Annotated in this window: 13 protein-coding genes and 2 pseudogenes; 7 read left to right on the top strand and 8 right to left on the bottom strand. The window is 73.5% G+C overall.

All coding sequences use genetic code 11. The features are described 5' to 3' along the window. Positions 1-127: 127 nt before the first annotated feature. A complete protein-coding gene (locus ACLBX9_RS00250; protein WP_447717503.1) occupies positions 128-2,404 on the bottom strand; it encodes a xanthine dehydrogenase family protein molybdopterin-binding subunit in 2,277 nt (758 codons plus the stop codon). Positions 2,405-2,657: 253 nt separating this feature from the next. Beyond that, on the bottom strand, positions 2,658-3,227 hold the full coding sequence (locus ACLBX9_RS00245) for a PepSY domain-containing protein (RefSeq protein ID WP_010686602.1): 570 nt from the start codon (positions 3,225-3,227) through the stop codon (positions 2,658-2,660). Between the two features lie 221 nt (positions 3,228-3,448). Between ACLBX9_RS00245 and ACLBX9_RS00240 the strand changes: the two genes are divergently transcribed. Beyond that, entirely contained in the window at positions 3,449-3,697 is a 249-nt protein-coding gene (locus ACLBX9_RS00240) for a hypothetical protein (protein WP_010686601.1), read from the top strand. A 7-nt stretch (positions 3,698-3,704) separates the two neighbouring features. Here the strand turns inward: ACLBX9_RS00240 and ACLBX9_RS00235 are convergent. Together ACLBX9_RS00235 and ACLBX9_RS00230 are read right to left on the bottom strand one after the other, a co-directional pair. After that, positions 3,705-4,052, bottom strand: a pseudogene (locus ACLBX9_RS00235) (SDR family NAD(P)-dependent oxidoreductase); the annotation flags it as partial. Positions 4,053-4,059: 7 nt separating this feature from the next. Further along, positions 4,060-4,191, bottom strand: coding sequence for a hypothetical protein (locus ACLBX9_RS00230; protein WP_447717502.1), 132 nt, complete (start codon positions 4,189-4,191; stop codon positions 4,060-4,062). 338 nt (positions 4,192-4,529) lie between these two features. On the opposite strand from ACLBX9_RS00230, the gene ACLBX9_RS00225 reads away from it, so the two are divergent. Then, positions 4,530-5,315, top strand: coding sequence for an SGNH/GDSL hydrolase family protein (locus ACLBX9_RS00225; protein WP_447717501.1), 786 nt, complete (start codon positions 4,530-4,532; stop codon positions 5,313-5,315). After that, entirely contained in the window at positions 5,312-5,638 is a 327-nt protein-coding gene (locus ACLBX9_RS00220) for a hypothetical protein (protein ID WP_447717500.1), read from the top strand. The genes ACLBX9_RS00225 and ACLBX9_RS00220 overlap by 4 nt, the downstream gene beginning before the upstream one ends. 74 nt (positions 5,639-5,712) lie before the next feature. Here ACLBX9_RS00220 and ACLBX9_RS00215 read toward each other — a convergent pair whose 3' ends face one another. Both ACLBX9_RS00215 and ACLBX9_RS00210 read right to left on the bottom strand, forming a co-directional pair. Continuing rightward, entirely contained in the window at positions 5,713-6,486 is a 774-nt protein-coding gene (locus ACLBX9_RS00215) for a GNAT family N-acetyltransferase (protein ID WP_447717499.1), read from the bottom strand. A gap of 2 nt (positions 6,487-6,488) precedes the next feature. Next, positions 6,489-9,341, bottom strand: a complete 2,853-nt coding sequence (locus ACLBX9_RS00210; RefSeq protein ID WP_447717498.1) for an amino acid adenylation domain-containing protein — start codon at positions 9,339-9,341, stop codon at positions 6,489-6,491. 147 nt (positions 9,342-9,488) lie between these two features. Between ACLBX9_RS00210 and ACLBX9_RS00205 the strand changes: the two genes are divergently transcribed. The 3 genes from ACLBX9_RS00205 to ACLBX9_RS00195 are packed head-to-tail and all read left to right on the top strand — an operon-like array spanning position 9,489 to position 13,323. Further along, positions 9,489-10,475, top strand: coding sequence for a GNAT family N-acetyltransferase (locus ACLBX9_RS00205; protein ID WP_447717497.1), 987 nt, complete (start codon positions 9,489-9,491; stop codon positions 10,473-10,475). Between the two features lie 20 nt (positions 10,476-10,495). Further along, the gene (locus tag ACLBX9_RS00200; RefSeq protein WP_447717496.1) at positions 10,496-11,911 is read left to right on the top strand and encodes a lysine N(6)-hydroxylase/L-ornithine N(5)-oxygenase family protein; all 1,416 of its coding nucleotides are present in this window, start codon (positions 10,496-10,498) and stop codon (positions 11,909-11,911) included. Beyond that, the gene (locus tag ACLBX9_RS00195; protein ID WP_447717495.1) at positions 11,908-13,323 is read left to right on the top strand and encodes an MATE family efflux transporter; all 1,416 of its coding nucleotides are present in this window, start codon (positions 11,908-11,910) and stop codon (positions 13,321-13,323) included. The genes ACLBX9_RS00200 and ACLBX9_RS00195 overlap by 4 nt, the downstream gene beginning before the upstream one ends. Before the next feature lie 24 nt (positions 13,324-13,347). On the opposite strand, the pseudogene ACLBX9_RS00190 reads toward ACLBX9_RS00195, so the two are convergent. Next, positions 13,348-13,725 (bottom strand): annotated as a pseudogene (locus ACLBX9_RS00190) (sigma factor); the annotation flags it as partial. Between the two features lie 446 nt (positions 13,726-14,171). Here ACLBX9_RS00190 and ACLBX9_RS00185 point away from each other — a divergent pair. Then, positions 14,172-14,567 (top strand): DUF3307 domain-containing protein, encoded by a 396-nt coding sequence (locus ACLBX9_RS00185; RefSeq protein ID WP_010686591.1) that lies wholly within the window; start codon positions 14,172-14,174, stop codon positions 14,565-14,567. A gap of 8 nt (positions 14,568-14,575) precedes the next feature. On the opposite strand, the gene ACLBX9_RS00180 is transcribed toward ACLBX9_RS00185, so the two are convergent. Then, the gene (locus ACLBX9_RS00180) at positions 14,576-16,873 is read right to left on the bottom strand and encodes a cyclic nucleotide-binding domain-containing protein (RefSeq protein WP_447717494.1); all 2,298 of its coding nucleotides are present in this window, start codon (positions 16,871-16,873) and stop codon (positions 14,576-14,578) included. Positions 16,874-17,312: the final 439 nt, after the last annotated feature.

The raw sequence follows: 17,312 nt of genomic DNA, 5'->3' as shown, positions 1-17,312 counted from the left end.
CGATGTTCCCCTCCCCCCTGTGGGGAGGGGTCAGGGGTGGGGGTGGTGCGGAAGGCACCGCAGCGCTCGACCCTGGACCACCCCCACCTCCAACTCCTCCCCGCAAGGGGGAGGAGAGAATCCCCCCTCATGCGACGTCCTCCAGCCGGATCGGCAGGCTCCGGATCCGGCGGCCGGTGGCGTGGTACACGGCGTTGGCGATGGCGGCGTTCACCCCGATGATCCCGAGCTCGCCCAGGCCCTTCAGGCCCAGCGCATCCACCTGATCGTCGGGATCGGGCACCAGCAGCGCCTCCACCTCGGGGGCGTCGGCGGCCGTGGGGACGAGGTACTCGGCGAGGTCCGGGTTGCGGTAGGCGGCGCCGTCGACCACCGTCTCCTCGAGCAGCGCCGAGCCGAGGCCCCAGATCATCCCGCCCGCGAGCTGGCTCTTCGCGGTCAGCGGGTTGAGGATCCGCCCCGCCGCGAAGGCGCCGGTGAGCCGGGCCACCCGGATCTCCCCGGTCTCGGCGTGGACGTGGACCTCCGCGAACTGCGCGCCGAAGCCCCAGGACACGGCCTTCCCGCCCCCGCCGAGGGTGAGCCCGATATGGCCCTGCCGCAGGCCCGCGAGCGCCTTCTCCCGGTCGCCGCCCGCCGGCACGAAATCCGCGATCGTCTCGACGCCCTCGGGGCCGACGGCGTCCGCCAGCGCGATCCCGGTCCCGTCCGGCGCCGCGAGCCGGCCGCCCGCGAGGCGCAAGGAGCCCGGATCCCGGCCGGCGAGGCGCCCGCCCTGCCCGGTCGCGGCCTGCGCCAGGGTCTCGCGGATCTGCCGACAGCCGAGCGCCAGGGCGTTCATCAGGCTGGTGGTGGTGCTCGACCCGCCCGAGATGCCGGCCGCCGGCAGGTCCGTGTCGCCGAGCCGGACCGTCACCCGCTCGACCGGCACGCCGAGCCCGTCCGCCGCGCCCATCGCGAGCAGCGTCGTGATGCCGTTGCCGATCTCGTGGTGCGCGCAGGCCACCTCCGCCGACCCGTCCGGGCCGAGCCGGACCCGCATGGTCGCGGCGGCGATCTTGGCGGGCCGCACCGAGGTCGCGCAGCCCAGCCCCACCCGCCAGAGGCCGTCGCGCATCGCGCCCGGCCGCGGCACCCGGCGCGACCAGCCGAAGGCCCGCGCGCCCGCCTCGAAGCAGGCCATCAGCGGCCGGGTCGAGAACGGTTTTCCCGAGACCGGATCCATCGCCGTGTCGTTGCGCCGGCGCAGGGCGATCGGGTCCATGTTCAGCGCGACCGCCATCTCGTCGACGGCGCTCTCCAGGGCGAACAGGAACGGCACCTCCGGGGGCGCCCGCATCGGCCCCGGCGTGTTGCGGTCGACCCGCACGGCCCGCTCCTCGGTGCGGAGGTTCGGGCAGGCGTAGAGGCTCGCGGTCACCTCCGCGCCCTCCATGACGAAGGGGTCGAAGCGCGACGTCACGGTGTCGGCCTCGTGAACCAGGGCGGTGAACCGGCCCGTCCGGTCGGCGCCGAGCCGGATGCGGTGGCGCGATTCCGGCCGGTAATTGGCGATGGTGAAGCAGTGCCGCCGGCTCGGCACCAGGGAGACCGGCCGGCCGAGGCGCCGGGCCGCCAGGGCGACGAGCGCCGTGTGCTGCGAGAGGGCGAATTTCGAGCCGAAATGGCCGCCGATCAGGCCCGCCACGACCCGCACCTGCGCGGGATCGAGGCCGAGCTGCGCCGCGAGCCCGTGCTGCACGGCGCCGACGTAGCGGGTCGGCTCGTGCACGGTGAGCCGGTCGCCGTCCCAGGCGGCCCGGGTGGTGAACAGCTCGATCGGATTGTGGTGCTGGACCGGCGTCTCGTAGCGCGCTTCGACCCGCACGGCGGCGTCCGCCAAGCCCGCCTCGGCATCGCCCCTGGCGATGTCCTCGTGGTGCGGCTTGAGCTCCGCGAGGCGCACGGTCTCGGCGCCGGGCGCGTCGAAACCGCCGGCGGCGGGCTCCGCGGCATAGGAGACCTTGACCGCCCCTGCCGCCGCCTCGGCGGCCTCCTGGGTCTCGGCGACGACCAGCGCCACGATCTGGCCGGCATAGGCGACCGCGTCGGAATCCAGCGGCCGGTGCGAGCTGTTGGCGAAGCCGCCGGCCATCAGGTGCTTCACCGGCGCCACCGCGCCCGCGAAGTCCCGGTGGGTGAAGATGCCGAGCACGCCCGGCACCCGCCCGGCAGCCTCGAGGTCGAATCCGGTGATCCGGCCCCGGGCGATCGTGCTGGTCACCAGGGCGGCGTGGGCCGTGCCGGTCTCCGGCCCGGTGAGGTCGGAGCTGTAGAGGGCCCGGCCGGTGACCTTGTCGGGCCCCTCGACCCGGGTGTGAGGGCGGCCGAGATGGCCGTCGGTTTCCCCTGCGCGCGCGTCCATGCCGCCCTCCTGAATCAGCCGCCGCTTGGGCCGCATCACGGGAAAGGAAGCCCCGAGGGGACCGTTCGGCTCCCCGGACGGGCCGCCGGGCGACAGGATGCAGCAGAGCCGATCCGACTTGGCCGTCACCGCGAGCGCGGCGAAGCGACCTGGGGCAGCGCGCGGCGGGTGAGCGTGGCGCTACTGGATTGCTTCGCTCCGCTCGCAAGGACGCATCGGGCTGCGGCCGCCTTCGCTGCCGCAGCCCGTGACCTCAGTTCAGGACCTTCCCGTCCGGTCCGACCTTGACCTCCTGCTCCTTGTCGGCGCCGGCGACCTTGATCTCGTACTGGACCGCGGAGCCGTCCTTCTCGACCTCGGCCTCGTAGGCCTTGCCGCCGCCGGCCTTCTGCTCGGCGATGGCGAGTGCGTCCTTCAGCGAGGTCTTGGCGTTCTGGAAGTCGGAGGCCTTCAGCCGGGTGAAGTAGCGCTCGATCGGCTGGTTCTCGGTCTTGTAGAGGGCGCCCGTGTCGGCGTTGATGCCGTACTCGACGAGCTTGCCGCTCGGGTAGACGACCTTGATCGCGTAGTGGGCCGGATCCTTGCTGCCGGCCTTCTCGAAATCGGCGTCGATGGCGCGGCCGCCCTTCTCGTCGCCCTGCGACTCGGCGGTGGTGAGCGCCTGCGCGAGGCTGACCTTGGCGACCTTGGCGACCTGCCACTCCTTCATGTTGCTGTCGGCCTTGGAGGCCGGCTCGGCGGGGGTCGCGGTGGGGGTCTGGGCCAGGGCGAGGCCGGTGGAGAGGGCGAGCAAGCCTGCTGCGGCGGTGAGGCGGGTGATCATGGCGGGGTGTCCCTTTGCGGGTTCATTCACGGGAGCGTGAAACGTCGGGTCCGGAAATCCGGTTGCCCGCGCCCGGGAAAAAATTCTGCCGCCGTCGCCGAGCGGAGGATCGGGCTGGATCGGCCGCCCGGCGAGACGGGCGGCCGGCACCCCTGTATGACACGCGCACGATCCGGCGTGCCCCTGGGCGACGGCGGATTCCCCCTCGGATGGAGCAGGCCATGACCGCGAACGAGCCCGAGCCGCTGGACGAGTTCACCCGCCTGCACGCCAAGCTGTCCGCCCTGGAGATCGTGCTCGGCGTCCTGATCGGGCGGCTGTCCGAGGAGAACCCGGAGATCCGCGAGGACGTGAAGCGCGACGTCGCGGCGATCCTGTCCGACATGCCGATCGACGGACCGAGCGAGGAGATGATCGCCGATGAGGTCCGCCGGGCCGCCGAAGTCCTGACCAGCGTGTCGATCGGCTGAGGCCGCCTCAGCGCGGCGGCCTCCGGAGCGCCCCGTCGAGGCGGATCGTCTCGCCGTTCAGCATCGGGTTCTCGCCGGTGTGCAAAACGAGGTCGGCGTCTTCAGCCGGACGGCCGAGGCGCGGCGGGACGGCACGGTCCGGCTCAGCGTGTCCTCCAAGTCCTGCGGCAGGCCCGCCATCCCCGGCATCCCGGAGATGCCCGGCGCGATGGTGACGGCGCGGATGCCGTACCGGGCGTGTTCCCGGGCGATCGGCAGGGTCATGGCGGCCCCGCCGCCCCTCGCGCCGCGTAGGCCCCCTGCCCGATCTGCCCTCGAAGGCCGCGATCGAGGCAGTGCTGATAATCAATCCCCGGCTCGCCTCACGCGCCCGGCGCCTCCCGGGCGATGTCGGCCAGCACCATCCGGGCCCCTGCCGCCATCGGGCCCCAGGGCCGTCGCCTGGCCCAGCCCATGCCTGCTCCGGTGACGTTGAGGACGCGTTCGCTGATCATCCTGGCTCCTCTTCGGTTCCAGGCGGGCAAGGCAGTCCCGGGACGTGGCGTGGGATAGCGAGGCCTGAAAGAGCGTCCGTCACCCTCTGGGACGGGCCAAGTTGCGGGCTTGGCCGTTGACGTGTGATTTTTTCCCACATAGAGATCGTGCCGCGGACCACTGTATTGAGTCGTGTCTCCACGTGCTTCTGAAGGTTCGTTTCACTTCTGCAGAGTGATCGGCAGGGAATGATCGGTCGAGGGCCGATCATTCGAACGGCCTGCATCGAAATCATGTCTCACGCGCGCGGATCAGGTCGTCCGGGCGCGCCGATCTCCCTCGTCCGCGGAGGACAGCCATGCGCGCGCCCTGGATCGAGACGGTCGTCCGGCACTGGCGGCACGGGCGGATCGTCCGGCGTCGTGCGGGTGAACGGCATCCCGGCATCGTCGCCGCGCTCCGCGCCGCGACGCCCGACAGCGTGCTGCTGGCGGGCAACTCGCATGCGGAGTTCATCGGAAGCCCGGATCTCGGCGGCCGGCCCTGCATCAACCTCGCCGTCGGCGGCAGCACCGCCGCCGACTGCGCCCGCCACCTCGCGGATCTGCGGCTTCCGGTCCGCTGCGCGGCCGCGATCCTGATCATCGGCACCAACGACCTCCAACGCTGGCGGCACCCGGAGCGTCTCCGCACCCGCGACCGGTTCGAGGCCGAGGCCCGACGCATCCTGCGGATCCTGGACCGGTGGTCGGCGCAGGTCTTCGTCGCCGCGGTCCCACCGATCGGCACCGAAGCGACCGGCCGGGATCCCGCTGCCGTCGCGGCCTTCTCGGCGCGCCTCGCCGGACTCTGCGTCGCGGAAGGCCACGCGTTCGTCGATCCCTTCGCGCGATGGCGGGCCGGCACCGGAGGACGGGCCGGTGCGGGGCTCCACCGGGACGGCGTGCATCTCGCCGATTACGCGCCCCTGGCGGAGGCGGTCGCCCGGCTGGTGGCGCTCGGCCCCGAACCGCCTGCCGGGCGGCCATGGTGTCCGGCCGCTCCGATCCCGGTCGCGCCGGCGGCGGCTTCGGCGATGGCCCCTGCGATAGCTTCTGCGGCGACCCTACGGGTCCTGCGCGCCGCCTGGATCGGTCGCCCGTGAGGATCCGTGAAGTCCTGGCGGCGGTCGTTCGGCCGCATCCGGGCCAGCGAGGCGGCACCGGGCGGCCCCTCCCCGTCCGCATCTGGCCCGACGATGCGGCGCTCTGGCTCGACGAGAACGGCGTCCGGCACCGCCGCGCGTCGCGGCACGTCCTCGCGTCGCTGGCGGCCTTGAGGCACGGCGGCCGCTACGGCGCGCGGGTGGCCGGCACGGGCAAGGTCGTGACCGGGCCGGTCAGCGTCCTGACCCTGCGGGACCCGCAGGACGAGTGCGGGTTCGTCTTCTGCCTCACGCCGTGCGGTCATGGGGAGGAGCCCTTCTGAGCCCACGAGGGATCGCGGGGGCGCGCCGCAAAACCGGGGACCACGTGCAGCGCCACCTGCGCTGGGATGTGCGCTCACGGCGGGCTCGTGCACAGCAGGGTCGGCGCGTAGACCGTCCGGAAGCCGGCACGGGCGTAGAGCGCCTCGATGGCGCCGCCGGCCGGGCATTGCAGGAAGACCTGCACGGCCCCTCGCGCCCGCGCCTCGCGCAGGGCCGCGGTGGTCACGGCGGCGCCGAGCCCGCGGCGCTGCCGGTCAAACCGGGTGCTGACGTTGTAGAGCCCGGCCGTGTCGCCGCGCAGGTAGAGACTCGCGCAGGCCGCCGGGCCGGCGGCGTCGCGCAGGACGAGGTGAAGCGGCGTCACGCCGGGCCGGACCCGGGCCGCCCGGAGCGCCGGCAGGTAGGTGCGGCGCAGGTGTGTCCGCACGGCGGGATCGTCCGACAGGTAGGCGAAGACGCCCTCGAAAGCCGGCCCCGGCGCGGGGGTCGCCTGCACGGCAACCGGGTCGTCCCCGGCGGACCGGGCCGGCAGCGACCGCGCCACCATCCAGCTCGCCGGGTAATGCACGGCGGGCTCGAACAGCCCGCGCAGGAGCGCGACCTCCTCGGCATCCCGGGCCAGGAAGGCCGGCGCCCGGGCGCGCCCCAGGGCCGCCGCCCCCGCCCAGGCGAACTGGTCGGGCCGGCTGACCCCGTAGGCGAAATTCAGGGTCGGGTCCGGGATGCCGCGCGACCAGACGTAGCCGGCGCCGCCGGGTCCGTGCTCGACGCCGTCGATCAGGGAGCCGGTGAGCGACGCCACGTGGGCCTCGCGCAGGGCGTCGAAGGTGAGATCGAGCGCCCGCATGGTCAGGCGGCGGTCGAGTTGGGCTCGGCTGACGACAACGCGGCGATCCGGGCGTGCAGCTGGGGCGACAGCACGATGTCGAGGTGATCGGTCTCCAGCACGGTCTCGACCGACAGGAGCCGGCTCGTGAGCGGCGCCCAGTCGATCACCGGCAGGCCGCGCGCCCGGGAATCCGCAGCCACGAAGCTGCGGATCGGCACCGCGCCTTCCTCCAGTCGGAGGGCGCGGAACTGGACGGCGTGGTCGACCAGCGTCCAGAGCATCCGCTCCCGGCTGCCGACCTCTGGACCGTCGGCCGGCAGGGGCTGCGGCTCGGCGGCGAGGAAGCGCAGGAACTGCACCTCCGCCTCCGGATCCATGCGGGCGCGCAGGGCCTCCCACTGGGCCGCCATCGGCGAGCGGTCGAGCCAGGCCGCCAGCATCGCCCCGTGCGCCGCCCGCTCGTCGGCCGCGATCGGCCGGCCGGCGCCGGGGGCGAAGGTGGGCTCCAGCCCACAGGCGTCGAGCATGCCGACCCAGTCCAGGGGAAAGCCGGGGCCGAGGCGCCGGGCGGTCTCGTAGGCGAGCACCCCGCCCCAGGACCAGCCCAGGAAGATGCAGGACCCGGCCCGCCCGCGCATCAGCGCGCGCACCTGCGCGGCGTATGCGGCGGCGAGGTCGGCGACCGGCGGCAGGGGCCGCACCGCCTCCACCAGCGAGGCGCAGAGGAAGCCGTGCGCTTCCTGCTCCGGGCCGAGGCGGGCCACCAGTGGCTCGTATTCCCGGGTGCTGACGAGCAGTCCCGGGAACAGCACGAGGAGCGGCCGGCCGCTTCCCGGGCGTCCGGCGCTGAGCCGGACCGTCGGGGCCACGCCCTCTTCGGCGGAGGCGGCGCCCGCCTCGACCCGGGCCGCCAGCTCCCCGATGGTCGGATCGCGCAGGAGATCCGCCACCCCGATCCCGCCTCGGGGGGCGATCAGGCGCAGCCGCGCCACCAGTCGCAGGGCCGAGAGGGAATCGCCGCCGAGTTCGAAGAAGCGCCGATCGGCGACCCGGACCGGGAAGCCCAGGACCTCGGACCAGATCCCCGCGAGTCGCCGCTCCGTGGCGGTGCCCGGCGGTCGCCCGCGGCGGTCGTCGGCGGCCGGATCCGGCAGGGCGTTGCGGTCGAGCTTGCCGTTGGTGGTCACCGGCATCCGGTCCAGGAGAGTCAGGCTCGCCGGCACCATGGGCTCCGGCAGGGTGCGGGCGAGGCCGGCGCGCAGACGCCCGGCCTCCGGGCGGCGCCCGCGCACCGGGACGACGTAGCCCGCGAGGTAGGCGCCGGCCGGGCCGTCCCGGCGCAGGACCACGGCCTCCGCGACCCCCGGCAGGGACCGCAGGGCGGCCTCGACCTCGCCGATCTCGATCCGGTGGCCGCGGATCTTGACCTGATCGTCGGCCCGTCCCGCGAAGGCGAGGCTGCCGTCGGGCCGCCGTCGCACCCGGTCCCCGGTCCGGTACATCCGTCCGCCACCCGCGGCGAACGGGTCGGGCAGGAAGCGCTCGGCGGTGAGCGCCGGGCGCTGCCAGTAGCCGCGGGCGAGGCCGCCGCCGATGTAGAGCTCGCCGGTCTCACCGTCCGCGACGGGCACGAGGTCGGGACCGAGCACGTAGGCCGCCCGCGTCCCCACCGGGCCGCCGATCGGCGCGTAGGGCTCATCGAATTCCGCGTCCGACGGCACCTTCCAGATGAGGGGCGAGATCACGCACTCGGTCGGGCCGTAGCCGTTGATCAGCAGCCGGGGCTTCAGGGCGCGGCCGAGCCGCGCGAAGGTCTCCCGAGGCATGCCCTCCCCGCCGAAGGAGTAGACCTGGACCGTGGGCGCCGCGCCCAGGCGCTCGGCCCACTCGGCGAGCTGGCCGATGAAGCTCGTCGGGAAGCCCGCATGGGTCACCCGGTGGCGGCGGATCTGCGCCAGGGTCTCGGCGGCAGTCCACAGCTCCGGGCCGCGCAGCACGATGCAGCCGCCGGCCACCAGCGGCGTCATCCAGCGTTCGTGCGCACCGTCGAAGGCGAAGGACAGAACGTGCAGTTCGCGCGACTCCACGTTCATCTCGTACGCCTCGGCCGTGCTGCGGCAGTGCATGGCGAGCGGCCCGTGCTCGACGACGACACCCTTGGGCGCCCCCGTCGAGCCCGACGTGTAGATCAGGTAGGCGGGATCCCCCGGTTCGGGCAGTGCGGGCGCGGCGGAGACCGGGCCGTCCTCGAGGGCCGCGCGGTCGAGCCGGGTGATCGCCGGAGGCAGCTCCAGGCGACCGGCGATCTCGGGCGTCGTGAGGCAGTGAACGATCCCGGCATCCGCCAGCATCCCGTGCACCCGGGCGGGCGGATACGCGGGATCGAGGGGCAGGAAAGCCGCGCCGGCCCGCAGCACCCCGAGCAGGGCCACGATCATCTCCGGCCCCCGCTCCAGCGCCACCGCCACGCGGTCCCCACGCCCGATGCCCCGTGCCGCGAGCCCGTCCGCCAGGGCGGCGGCCCGGGCGTCGAGATCGCCTCGGGTGAGCGTCGCGCCTTCGAACAGCACCGCCGGCCGGCCAGGCTCCGCCGCGGCGAGGCGTGCGAGGCGGGCCGGCACGGTCTCGCGGTCGGCGTCGTGTGGGGGCCCTCCCGGAGAGCTTGACGCGCGGGCGTTCGCCGCATCCGCGATCCAGGCCCGGGCCTCAGCGATCGTGCAGGGGCCGTGCACCCGGTTCCAGCCGGCGGGTAGCGCGCGTCCGTCGGGCCAGAAGGCGCCGTGCCCGGCCTGATCGAAGGTCACCACGACGGTGCCATCCATCCAATCCGCGGCCGATCCCGCGTCCCCGTCCTCGCCGGCCTGCCTGTCCATCCGCTCGCTCCTGCGCCGCTCGGGCTTCGAGGGACTGACGGTTGAGCCAGGACGCCGTTCACGGCGGCGCGTTCAGGCGCGCCCGAACAGCCTGAACCGCCGCCGGGGCCAACCGTCAGGGAGGTGCCGGAGACGTGTGGAGGGCGGATGAGGGACGAGTCACGGGACGAGGCACGAGTCCGGCTCGCGGTGGCGGGCAGCCGGGAGGCGCCCCTGATCCGCGTCGCCGAACTGGGCACGCCGGACGCCGCCGTGGAGGCGATCCTGGCCCGCGCCGAGGCGCTGACCGCGCAGGACACGGGGGTTCAGCGGATTGCCGTCGCGGCCGATCCGGAGACGGTCGGGCGGCTCCTCGCCCTCGGGGCCGCCCGCCGCGTCGGCGACGGGATCGAGATCCTGCCGGGCCTGCTCTGGCAATGCGCCGCCCGATGGCTCCCCGATGCGCGGCCGCCCTTCCCCGCGCTGTACACCGCCACGGAAGGCCGCCGCCATCCGCTGCGTCCCGAGACGCCGGCCGGCACCGTCTACGCCCGCGTCATTCCCTGGCTCGAGCGCACCTTGAGCTTCCGCACCCTGACGGAGCCCGGCGACGTCGCCCTGTTCTCGGCCTGGATGAACGATCCGCGCGTCGCCGCCGTCTGGCAGGAGACCGGATCCCTCGACGCGCACGCCACCTATATCGGCAGGCTCCAGTCCGATGCCGGGACCCTGCCGCTCCTCGGATGCCTCGACGGCACGCCCTTCGGCTATTTCGAGCTCTACTGGGCGCGCGAGAGCCGCCTCGGTCCGCTCTACGAATCCGACCCCTACGACCGCGGTTGGCATGTGGCGATCGGCGATGCGGCGGTGCGCGGACGCTCGTACCTCTCGGCCTGGCTGCCGTCGCTGATGCATTACCTGTTCCTCGACGAGCCGCGCACGCAGCGCATCGTCGGGGAGCCCCGGGCGGATCACGCCCAGCAGATCCGGAATCTCCACGCCTCAGGCTTCGCCACGGTGGCGACCATCGACTTCCCGCACAAGCGCGCGGCCCTGGTCGCCCTGTCACGCGAGCACTTCGTCCGCGACCGGCTCTGGGTGCCGGGCGCGGCCGCCGCCGACGCCGCACCACGGCCGCCCGCCGTGCCGGCCTGACGCGCCAGCCTGACGCGCTCTTGCACCGCCGGGACCGCCGGTTCGGCGAAGGAGCGTGGCAGACCACGAGCTTCGACCTGTTCCCGACCACAGAGATGCGCGCGATGACGGATTACCCCGAGACCGACGACATCATCGGCATCGGCTTCGGCCCGGCCAACCTGTCCCTCGCCATCGCCCTCCAAGACGCGATCGGCGACGGACCGCCGCGGCCGTCCCTCCGGTTCATCGAGCGGCAGGAACGGTTCGGCTGGCACCGGGCGATGATGCTGCCCGGCGCCGACATGCAGATCAGCTTCGTGAAGGACCTCGTGTCCCTGCGCGATCCGACGAGCCCATTCAGCTTTCTCAATTACCTGCATGTGAAGGGGCGGCTCAGCACCTTCCTCAACCTGAAGACCTTCAACCCGTCGCGCGTGGAGTACAACGACTATCTCGCCTGGGCGGCGAACCACTTCTCGGACGTGGTTGCTTACGGCGAGATCGTCGAAGCCGTACGGCCGGAGGCGCGCGACGGGCGGCTCGCCGCCTTCGTGGTCGAGGCCCGGGACAGGGCAGGTGTGTCCCGCCTGCGCCGCTGCCGCCACCTCATCGTGGCGGCGGGCGGTGATCCGGCGATCCCCGCCCCCTTCGCCGCCCACGCGCAGGACCCCAGGCTGATCCATTCCTCCTGGTACCTGCCGGGAATCGCGCAGGCCCTCGGGGCGCCGCGCCTCGACGGGCCGGAACCCCGCATCCTGGTGGTGGGTGCGGGTCAGAGCGCCGTGGAGATCGCCACCGACCTGGGCGAGCGCTATCCGCGCGCGCTCATCGACCTCGCGATCCGCGGGCCGGCCTTGAAGCCCGCCGATGACAGCCCCTTCGTCAACGAGATCTTCGATCCGGCTGCCGTTGACCGCATCCACGACGCGCCGGAGCCGGTGCGGGCGGAGCTGATCGCCGCACACCGGTCCACCAATTACGCGGTGGTCGACGCGGACCTGATCCAGGATCTCTACGCCACCCTCTACGAGCAGGCGGTGAGCGGCGTGACCCGCTACCGGCTGCGGCGCAGCACCCGGGTGGTGGCGCTGGAGCCGGGGTCGGGCGCCCTGTGCGCGACCCTGCGCGACGACGTCGCCGGGGTCGAGGAGCGCCAGCCCTACGCGGCGGTGATCTGCGCCACGGGCTACCAGCGCGCCGCGGTGCCGGCGATCCTCGACCCCGTGCGCCCGTTCCTCGCCGGCGAGACCGCGGACCGGAACTATCGTCTGCCGCTCACTCTCGCCGAGCCCCGGGTGAGCCTGCACCTGCAGGGGTTCAGCGAGCCGACCCACGGGTTGACCGAGACCCTGCTGTCGATCCTGCCGGTGCGGGCCGGCGCCATTGCGCGGACGATCCTCGGGGAGGAGCGCGCCGCCCGGGCCGCGATCCGTTCCGCCGCGTCGGCTCCGTGAGGCGGCCGGCCGACCTCGACCGGGACGGGGTCGTCGCCCTGGTCCTGCGGCTCTCGGGGCCGGCGATCTTCGGGATCTCCGCTCACGCCCTACAGATGCTGGTCAACGCGTGGTTCGTGGCCGATCTCGGGGTGGCGGCCATCGCCACCATCGCCATCGCGTATCCGGTCACGCTGCTTGTGGCGGCGCTCGGCTACGGGGCCGGGATCGCGGCGGCCTCGCAGGTCGCGCGGGCGCTCGGTGCGGGCAACCGGCACCGGGCCGACGCGGCCGCCGCCCTGGGATTCTGGCTGAGTCTGCCGGCCGGGCTCGTCGTGACGGTCGCGATCCTCATCGACACGCCGTTCTGGCTCCGGCTCCTCGGCGCGGACTCCGCGCTGGCCGCCGCGGCCGCGCCCTACACGGCGCTCGCCACGGTCGGCACGGTCCTGATGCTGGTGATGATCGTCGGCGGCTTCATCGTCCGAGCTCAGGGTCATGCGCGCCTGAGCGGCGCCATCATGGTCGGCGGCTTCGGCCTGAACATCCTGCTCGACTGGGTGCTGATCCGCCTCTGCGGCCTCGGCACCGCGGGTGCGGGCTGGGCGGCGATCGGTGCGCAACTCGCGGGCGCCGGAGCGTACGGCCTGCACTATGTCCGGGCGCGGGGTCCGGACCGGATCCGGTTCCGGTGGCCCGGCCGAGGCCGGATCGAGCCCGGCCTGATCCCTGAGGCCCTTCGGCTCGCCGTACCGGCCACCGGGTCAAGCCTGCTCGCGGCCTTCGCGATGGCGCTGTTCGTCGAGGCAGCCGCCCCCTACGGCGACGCCGCGGTCGCCGCTCAGGGCATCGCCCTGCGCCTGACCCTGGTGGCGGCCCTGCCGCTGCTCGGTATGATGGCTGGCGCCCAGGCTGTGCTCGGCCACGCGGCCGGCGCCGGACGGCGGGACCGTCTGCACCGCGCCCTCGGCGTCGTGCTCGCCGCCGCCCTCGTCTACGGATTCGGCGTCGGCGGTCTGATGGCCGCGCTGGCGGGGCCGCTCGCCGGCCTGTTCGCGCAGGATCCCGGCACCGCCCGCGAGGGGGCTCGCGCGTTGGTCATCTTCGCCCTCGCCTTCGCGCCGGTCGGCCTACAGCTCGCCGCCGCGACCCTGTTCCAGGCCATCGGCGCGCCGCGCCGGGCCGCCGCGGTGTCGCTGGCCGCGCAGGGGCTGGCGCTGATCCCGCCGCTCCTGATCCTGCCGCCGCTCATGGGCTACGCGGGCGTGCTCGCCAGCCGGGTCGCGGCCGAGTTCCTGGCCGACGGGATCGGGCTGGCCCTGATGCTGGCCTGGTTTGCGGACGCGCGCCGGGCAGGCGGCGCAGCGGCGGTCGAGGGCCGCGAGACAGTGGAGGTGCCCCCGGCGCACGAGGCCGCACACCAGGGCACGTGAGACCCCGAGCCGCGCCGCGATCTCGATCTGCGGCACGCCCTCGACCCGGTGGAGCCGGAAGGCGGTGCGCACCGGCTCCGGCAACTCGGCCACCGCGGCCGCGACCTGCCGCAGGGATTCCCGAGAGGCTGCGGCCGTCTCGGGCGTTCCCGCCCCGGGATCGGCCGGGTCCGGAGCGGCGTCGAGGCCGGTGAACAGGCGCCCCTCGAAGCCCCGCCGGCGCGCCCGGTCGAGGGCGAGGTTGCGCACCATCCGGCCGACATAGGCGGCCCGATCGGCCTGCTCGGCTTGCGGTGGGTCGGCGATGAGACGCAGCATCACGTCCTGGACCACGTCCTCGGCCTGGGCCGGGCAGCCGAGGATGCGGCGCGCCCGCGTCAGGTAGGCGGCGCGATGGCGCACGAACGCGGCGAGGTTCCACGTTGCCGCGTCGACCGGCTGCCGGTCGGCGCGCCCGGTCGCCGCAAAGTCATGGCTCACGTCGCGCTTGAGGGCTGCCACTGTCACGCTCGCAGAGTTCGTGCAGAGGCAAGGGCTATCACGGGAAATCTTTGCGCAACAACCTCTATGTTCATGAATTAGAACTATTAAAACTTGCGAACGCTTCGTTTTTTCTGCCGGATTGTCTATAGAATTCAGTCTCCAGCGATGGTGGTCACCCGCGTCGACTTGCTGTCCGGATCTCCGGCCCCCGCCCGCCCGGCGCCGGCTCGGACGCGCCAGGGCACGGGCGGCCGTGTATGCTGGGCGCGTGCCGATTCGGATCGGGCGACCGGTCCGGATGTCCCGCACGATGGCCTTCGCGATGTCCCTCGCGCGGGCGCGCGAGCAGGAGAACCAGCGCCGCGATGCCGTCCTTCGACACGTCCGTCCCGGTCGGAGCGTTCGCGCTGATCCTCCTGGCCTTCGCGGTGAAGCAGCTCGGCGCGGATTTCCTGCTTCAGAGCAACTGGATGGCGCAGGGCAAGGAGCGCGCCGCGGACTGGATCGCCCCGCTCTGCGCCCATACCGGCCTTCACGGACTCGGCACGCTGCTGATCGCCCTCGCGGTCAAGCCGGCCCTGTGGTGGCTCGCCGTCGTCGATTTCGCGATCCATACGGCGATCGACCGCGGCAAGGCTCTGGTTGGCCAGCGCACCCACTTCCCGGCCACGGACGCCCGCTTCTGGTGGCTGATCGGCGTCGATCAGTTCCTGCATCAGGTCACCCATATCGGCCTCGCCGTGATGCTGGCGGTCGCCTGATCGCGGCCTCACTGCAGCTCGACCTCCAGCAGCCGGTTCGTGTCCACGAGTTTGCCGGCGAGTTCCAGGATCAGGAAGCGCTGGAACGTCAGCGCGAGGTCGGGGCGCTCGGCCTCCATGCGGGCGAGGGCGGCGCGGTCGAGGCCGACCACCCGGCAGGGGCTCTCGGCCAGCGCCGTGGCGGTGCGCCGGCCGCCCTGCACCAGGGCGATCTCGCCGATCACCGTGCCCGCCGTCGTGGTGCGCAGGCGCAGGTTGGGCCGGCCGGGAAGGCTCATCTCGATCGAGACGACGCCCCGTTCGAGGAAGTAGAGGGCGTCGGCCACCTCGCCCTGGCGCATCAGCGTCTCGCCCGCCGCGAGGTCGCGGACGGCGAGGTAGGGCGCGAAATCGGCCGGTCCGACGGCGCAGCCCAGGCGGTCGGCCACGTGCCGGGCGAAGGGCGCGACCTCGTCCGTGCCGGCTGTCCCGGTCTCCGACAGGAGGGTGTCCTCGGCCTCGCGCAGGGCCGCGTCCAGGGTGTCGAGGATCCGGATCCGCGCGTTGGCGGTGAGGCGGCTGCGCGCGACCTGCCGCAGCACCGTCGGGCCGAGATGGACGAGCAGAACGTCGAAGCCGCGCTGCTCGGCGCGCTGCCCGATCTTGCGGAACGCCACCAGGGCGGAGCTGTCGAGCCCGACGCAGTCCCGGAAGTCCAGGATGAGGACGCGCAGGTCCGCGGCCCCGGCGGTACTCTCGCCAGTACTCTCCGCCACGACCCGGCGGTGGATCGCCTGCGCGTTGAGGAAGAACAGGTAGCCCTGCAGGGCGTAGATCCGGGTCCGGGTGCCGGCCGCGCGCAGCCGCTCGGCCGTGTCGGGCGCGCGGATCACGCTGCTGCGCCGCTCCGCCCCGGTGAGCACCCGGCGCAGGGCCGGGATCTGCGCGTACTGGACCGCGAAGATCAGCATCGCCATCAGGACGCCGACCAGGAAGCCCACGGTGGCGCCGAACAGCGCGGTGGCGGCGCAGACCACCAGGGCGATGGCGATCTCCCACCGCAGGAAGGCCCGGCCGGCGAGCGCCAGGTTGGTCAGGTGGCCGAGGCCCAGGGCGACCAGGGCGCCGCCCGCCAGCGGGCGCGGCAGCAGCGCGATGATGCCGGCGCCGAAGACGAGGAGGGCCGCCATCGCCGCGAGGGTGAGCCAGCGGCCCAGCCAGCGCCCGCCCCCGATGTTGTGCAGCTGCAGGGTCGAGGTCCGGTCGAAGCCCATCACGGGGCTGCCGAACAGGCTGCCGAGCAGGTTGGCGACGCCCGACGCCACGAAGACCCGGTCGACGTTGAACTCGCGCCGCAGGTCCAGCTCGACGCTGACGACGTAGAGGATCTGCACGATCACCGCGACGACCACGTAGGTCACGATCTTGGGCAGGATCGGCAGCATCAGGGCGGGATCGAAGGACGCGAGGTGGCCGATGGCCGGCACCCGGAGCAGGGAGCCCGGCGGCAGCGGGTCGATCAGCCACCCGCCGGCCTGCGCGGCGGCGGGCCCGAGGCCCTGCCAGGCCAGCCCCAGATGCACCACGAGGAGGCTCGTGAGGATCACGGCCGGGTAGGTCGTCCAGTGCGCGCGGCGCCGGGGCAGGTAGAAGGCGCAGACCCCGATGCCGAGCGTCAGGCCGACCCGCCCGAGCGCCCCGGGATCGATGGGGGCGAAAGCCGCCGGGCCGAGGTCGCCGAAGAGCGCGCCGACGAGCGCGCCGACGAGCGCACCGAGGGGATCGGCGAGCTGGGCGCCGATCTGGACGCCGCTGCGCAGGAGCAGGAGGCCGACGCCGGCGAGGAACCCCATCAGGACCGGGAACGGCAGCAGCTGTGCCAGCAGCGAGGCGCGCAGGGTCCCGAGGAGGGCGAAGACGAGGCCGGTAATCGCGGTCGAGAGCCCGCAGGTGACGAGGACGATCGGGCCGACCGAGTCGGGATCGGTCACGCCCGCCGCGCGCAGCTGCTCGGCGACGGCCGCGGCGATCGCCGCCTGGACGATGGCCGCCGCCCCGAAGAAGGACAGCGAGATCACCACGTCCCGCCGCAGCGCGAGGAAGACGAGGCTGCCGGCCATGTAGGCCGCCAGCATCGCCGACACCCCGGCGGCGCGGCACTCCGCCAGGGGGCCCGAGAAGATCAGCTGCGAGAAGCTGATGAGATCGACGACGATCATCATCGTGGCCACGGCGGCGGCCACGACGGTGCGCGACAGGCGCAGGGTCGCGGCACCCGCCACGCCCCCGAATCCCGGCGCTGCGGATGACAGATCGGCGGTGGTCATGGGGGCGGGATCCGGCTCTCTGAGCTCCGGCGCAGGCCGCAATCGCCCCCGCTGCGCTGTCGTGCGCGGTTGCGGACGGGTGCCGGATTCGTGGGGGATTGAGTAGCGCCTCCCGGCCGGTGCCGCACGCTTAAAATTCCGTGTTGGTTGATCGATTTGAGGGCACGTTTTACTGATCCTCTCCTCGGAAGATCGGAGAACGCTCGCATCCGATCAGTCCCGGATCATGCCGGCGGGATCCGGGATAGGCGCAGGATTTCAGTAACACTGTTCCGGAGGCCGCCCTGATCCGCGGCCGGCCCGTCAGGGCGCCGTGGCCGCCGACGGGGTCCGCCGTCTCCGGACACGCGTCCTCGTCCCCGCGCGCGGTTCGGCGCCGGGGGCATGGCCCAGGAAGCAACACGCGGGACGCGGGACGCCGCGGGAACCCAGGTGTCGG

The organism is Methylobacterium sp. A49B, from assembly GCF_053346215.1.
This window is presented reverse-complemented; position numbering and strand designations above follow the sequence as displayed.

Coding starts and splice junctions, on each gene's coding strand:
- ACLBX9_RS00210 (WP_447717498.1), bottom strand. CDS start 9,341: ATGGACAGGCAGGCCGGCGAGGACGGGGACGCGGGATCGGCCGCGGAT.
- ACLBX9_RS00225 (WP_447717501.1), top strand. CDS start 4,530: ATGCGCGCGCCCTGGATCGAGACGGTCGTCCGGCACTGGCGGCACGGG.
- ACLBX9_RS00215 (WP_447717499.1), bottom strand. CDS start 6,486: ATGCGGGCGCTCGATCTCACCTTCGACGCCCTGCGCGAGGCCCACGTG.
- ACLBX9_RS00180 (WP_447717494.1), bottom strand. CDS start 16,873: ATGACCACCGCCGATCTGTCATCCGCAGCGCCGGGATTCGGGGGCGTG.
- ACLBX9_RS00205 (WP_447717497.1), top strand. CDS start 9,489: ATGAGGGACGAGTCACGGGACGAGGCACGAGTCCGGCTCGCGGTGGCG.
- ACLBX9_RS00230 (WP_447717502.1), bottom strand. CDS start 4,191: ATGATCAGCGAACGCGTCCTCAACGTCACCGGAGCAGGCATGGGCTGG.
- ACLBX9_RS00185 (WP_010686591.1), top strand. CDS start 14,172: ATGCCGTCCTTCGACACGTCCGTCCCGGTCGGAGCGTTCGCGCTGATC.
- ACLBX9_RS00240 (WP_010686601.1), top strand. CDS start 3,449: ATGACCGCGAACGAGCCCGAGCCGCTGGACGAGTTCACCCGCCTGCAC.
- ACLBX9_RS00245 (WP_010686602.1), bottom strand. CDS start 3,227: ATGATCACCCGCCTCACCGCCGCAGCAGGCTTGCTCGCCCTCTCCACC.
- ACLBX9_RS00250 (WP_447717503.1), bottom strand. CDS start 2,404: ATGGACGCGCGCGCAGGGGAAACCGACGGCCATCTCGGCCGCCCTCAC.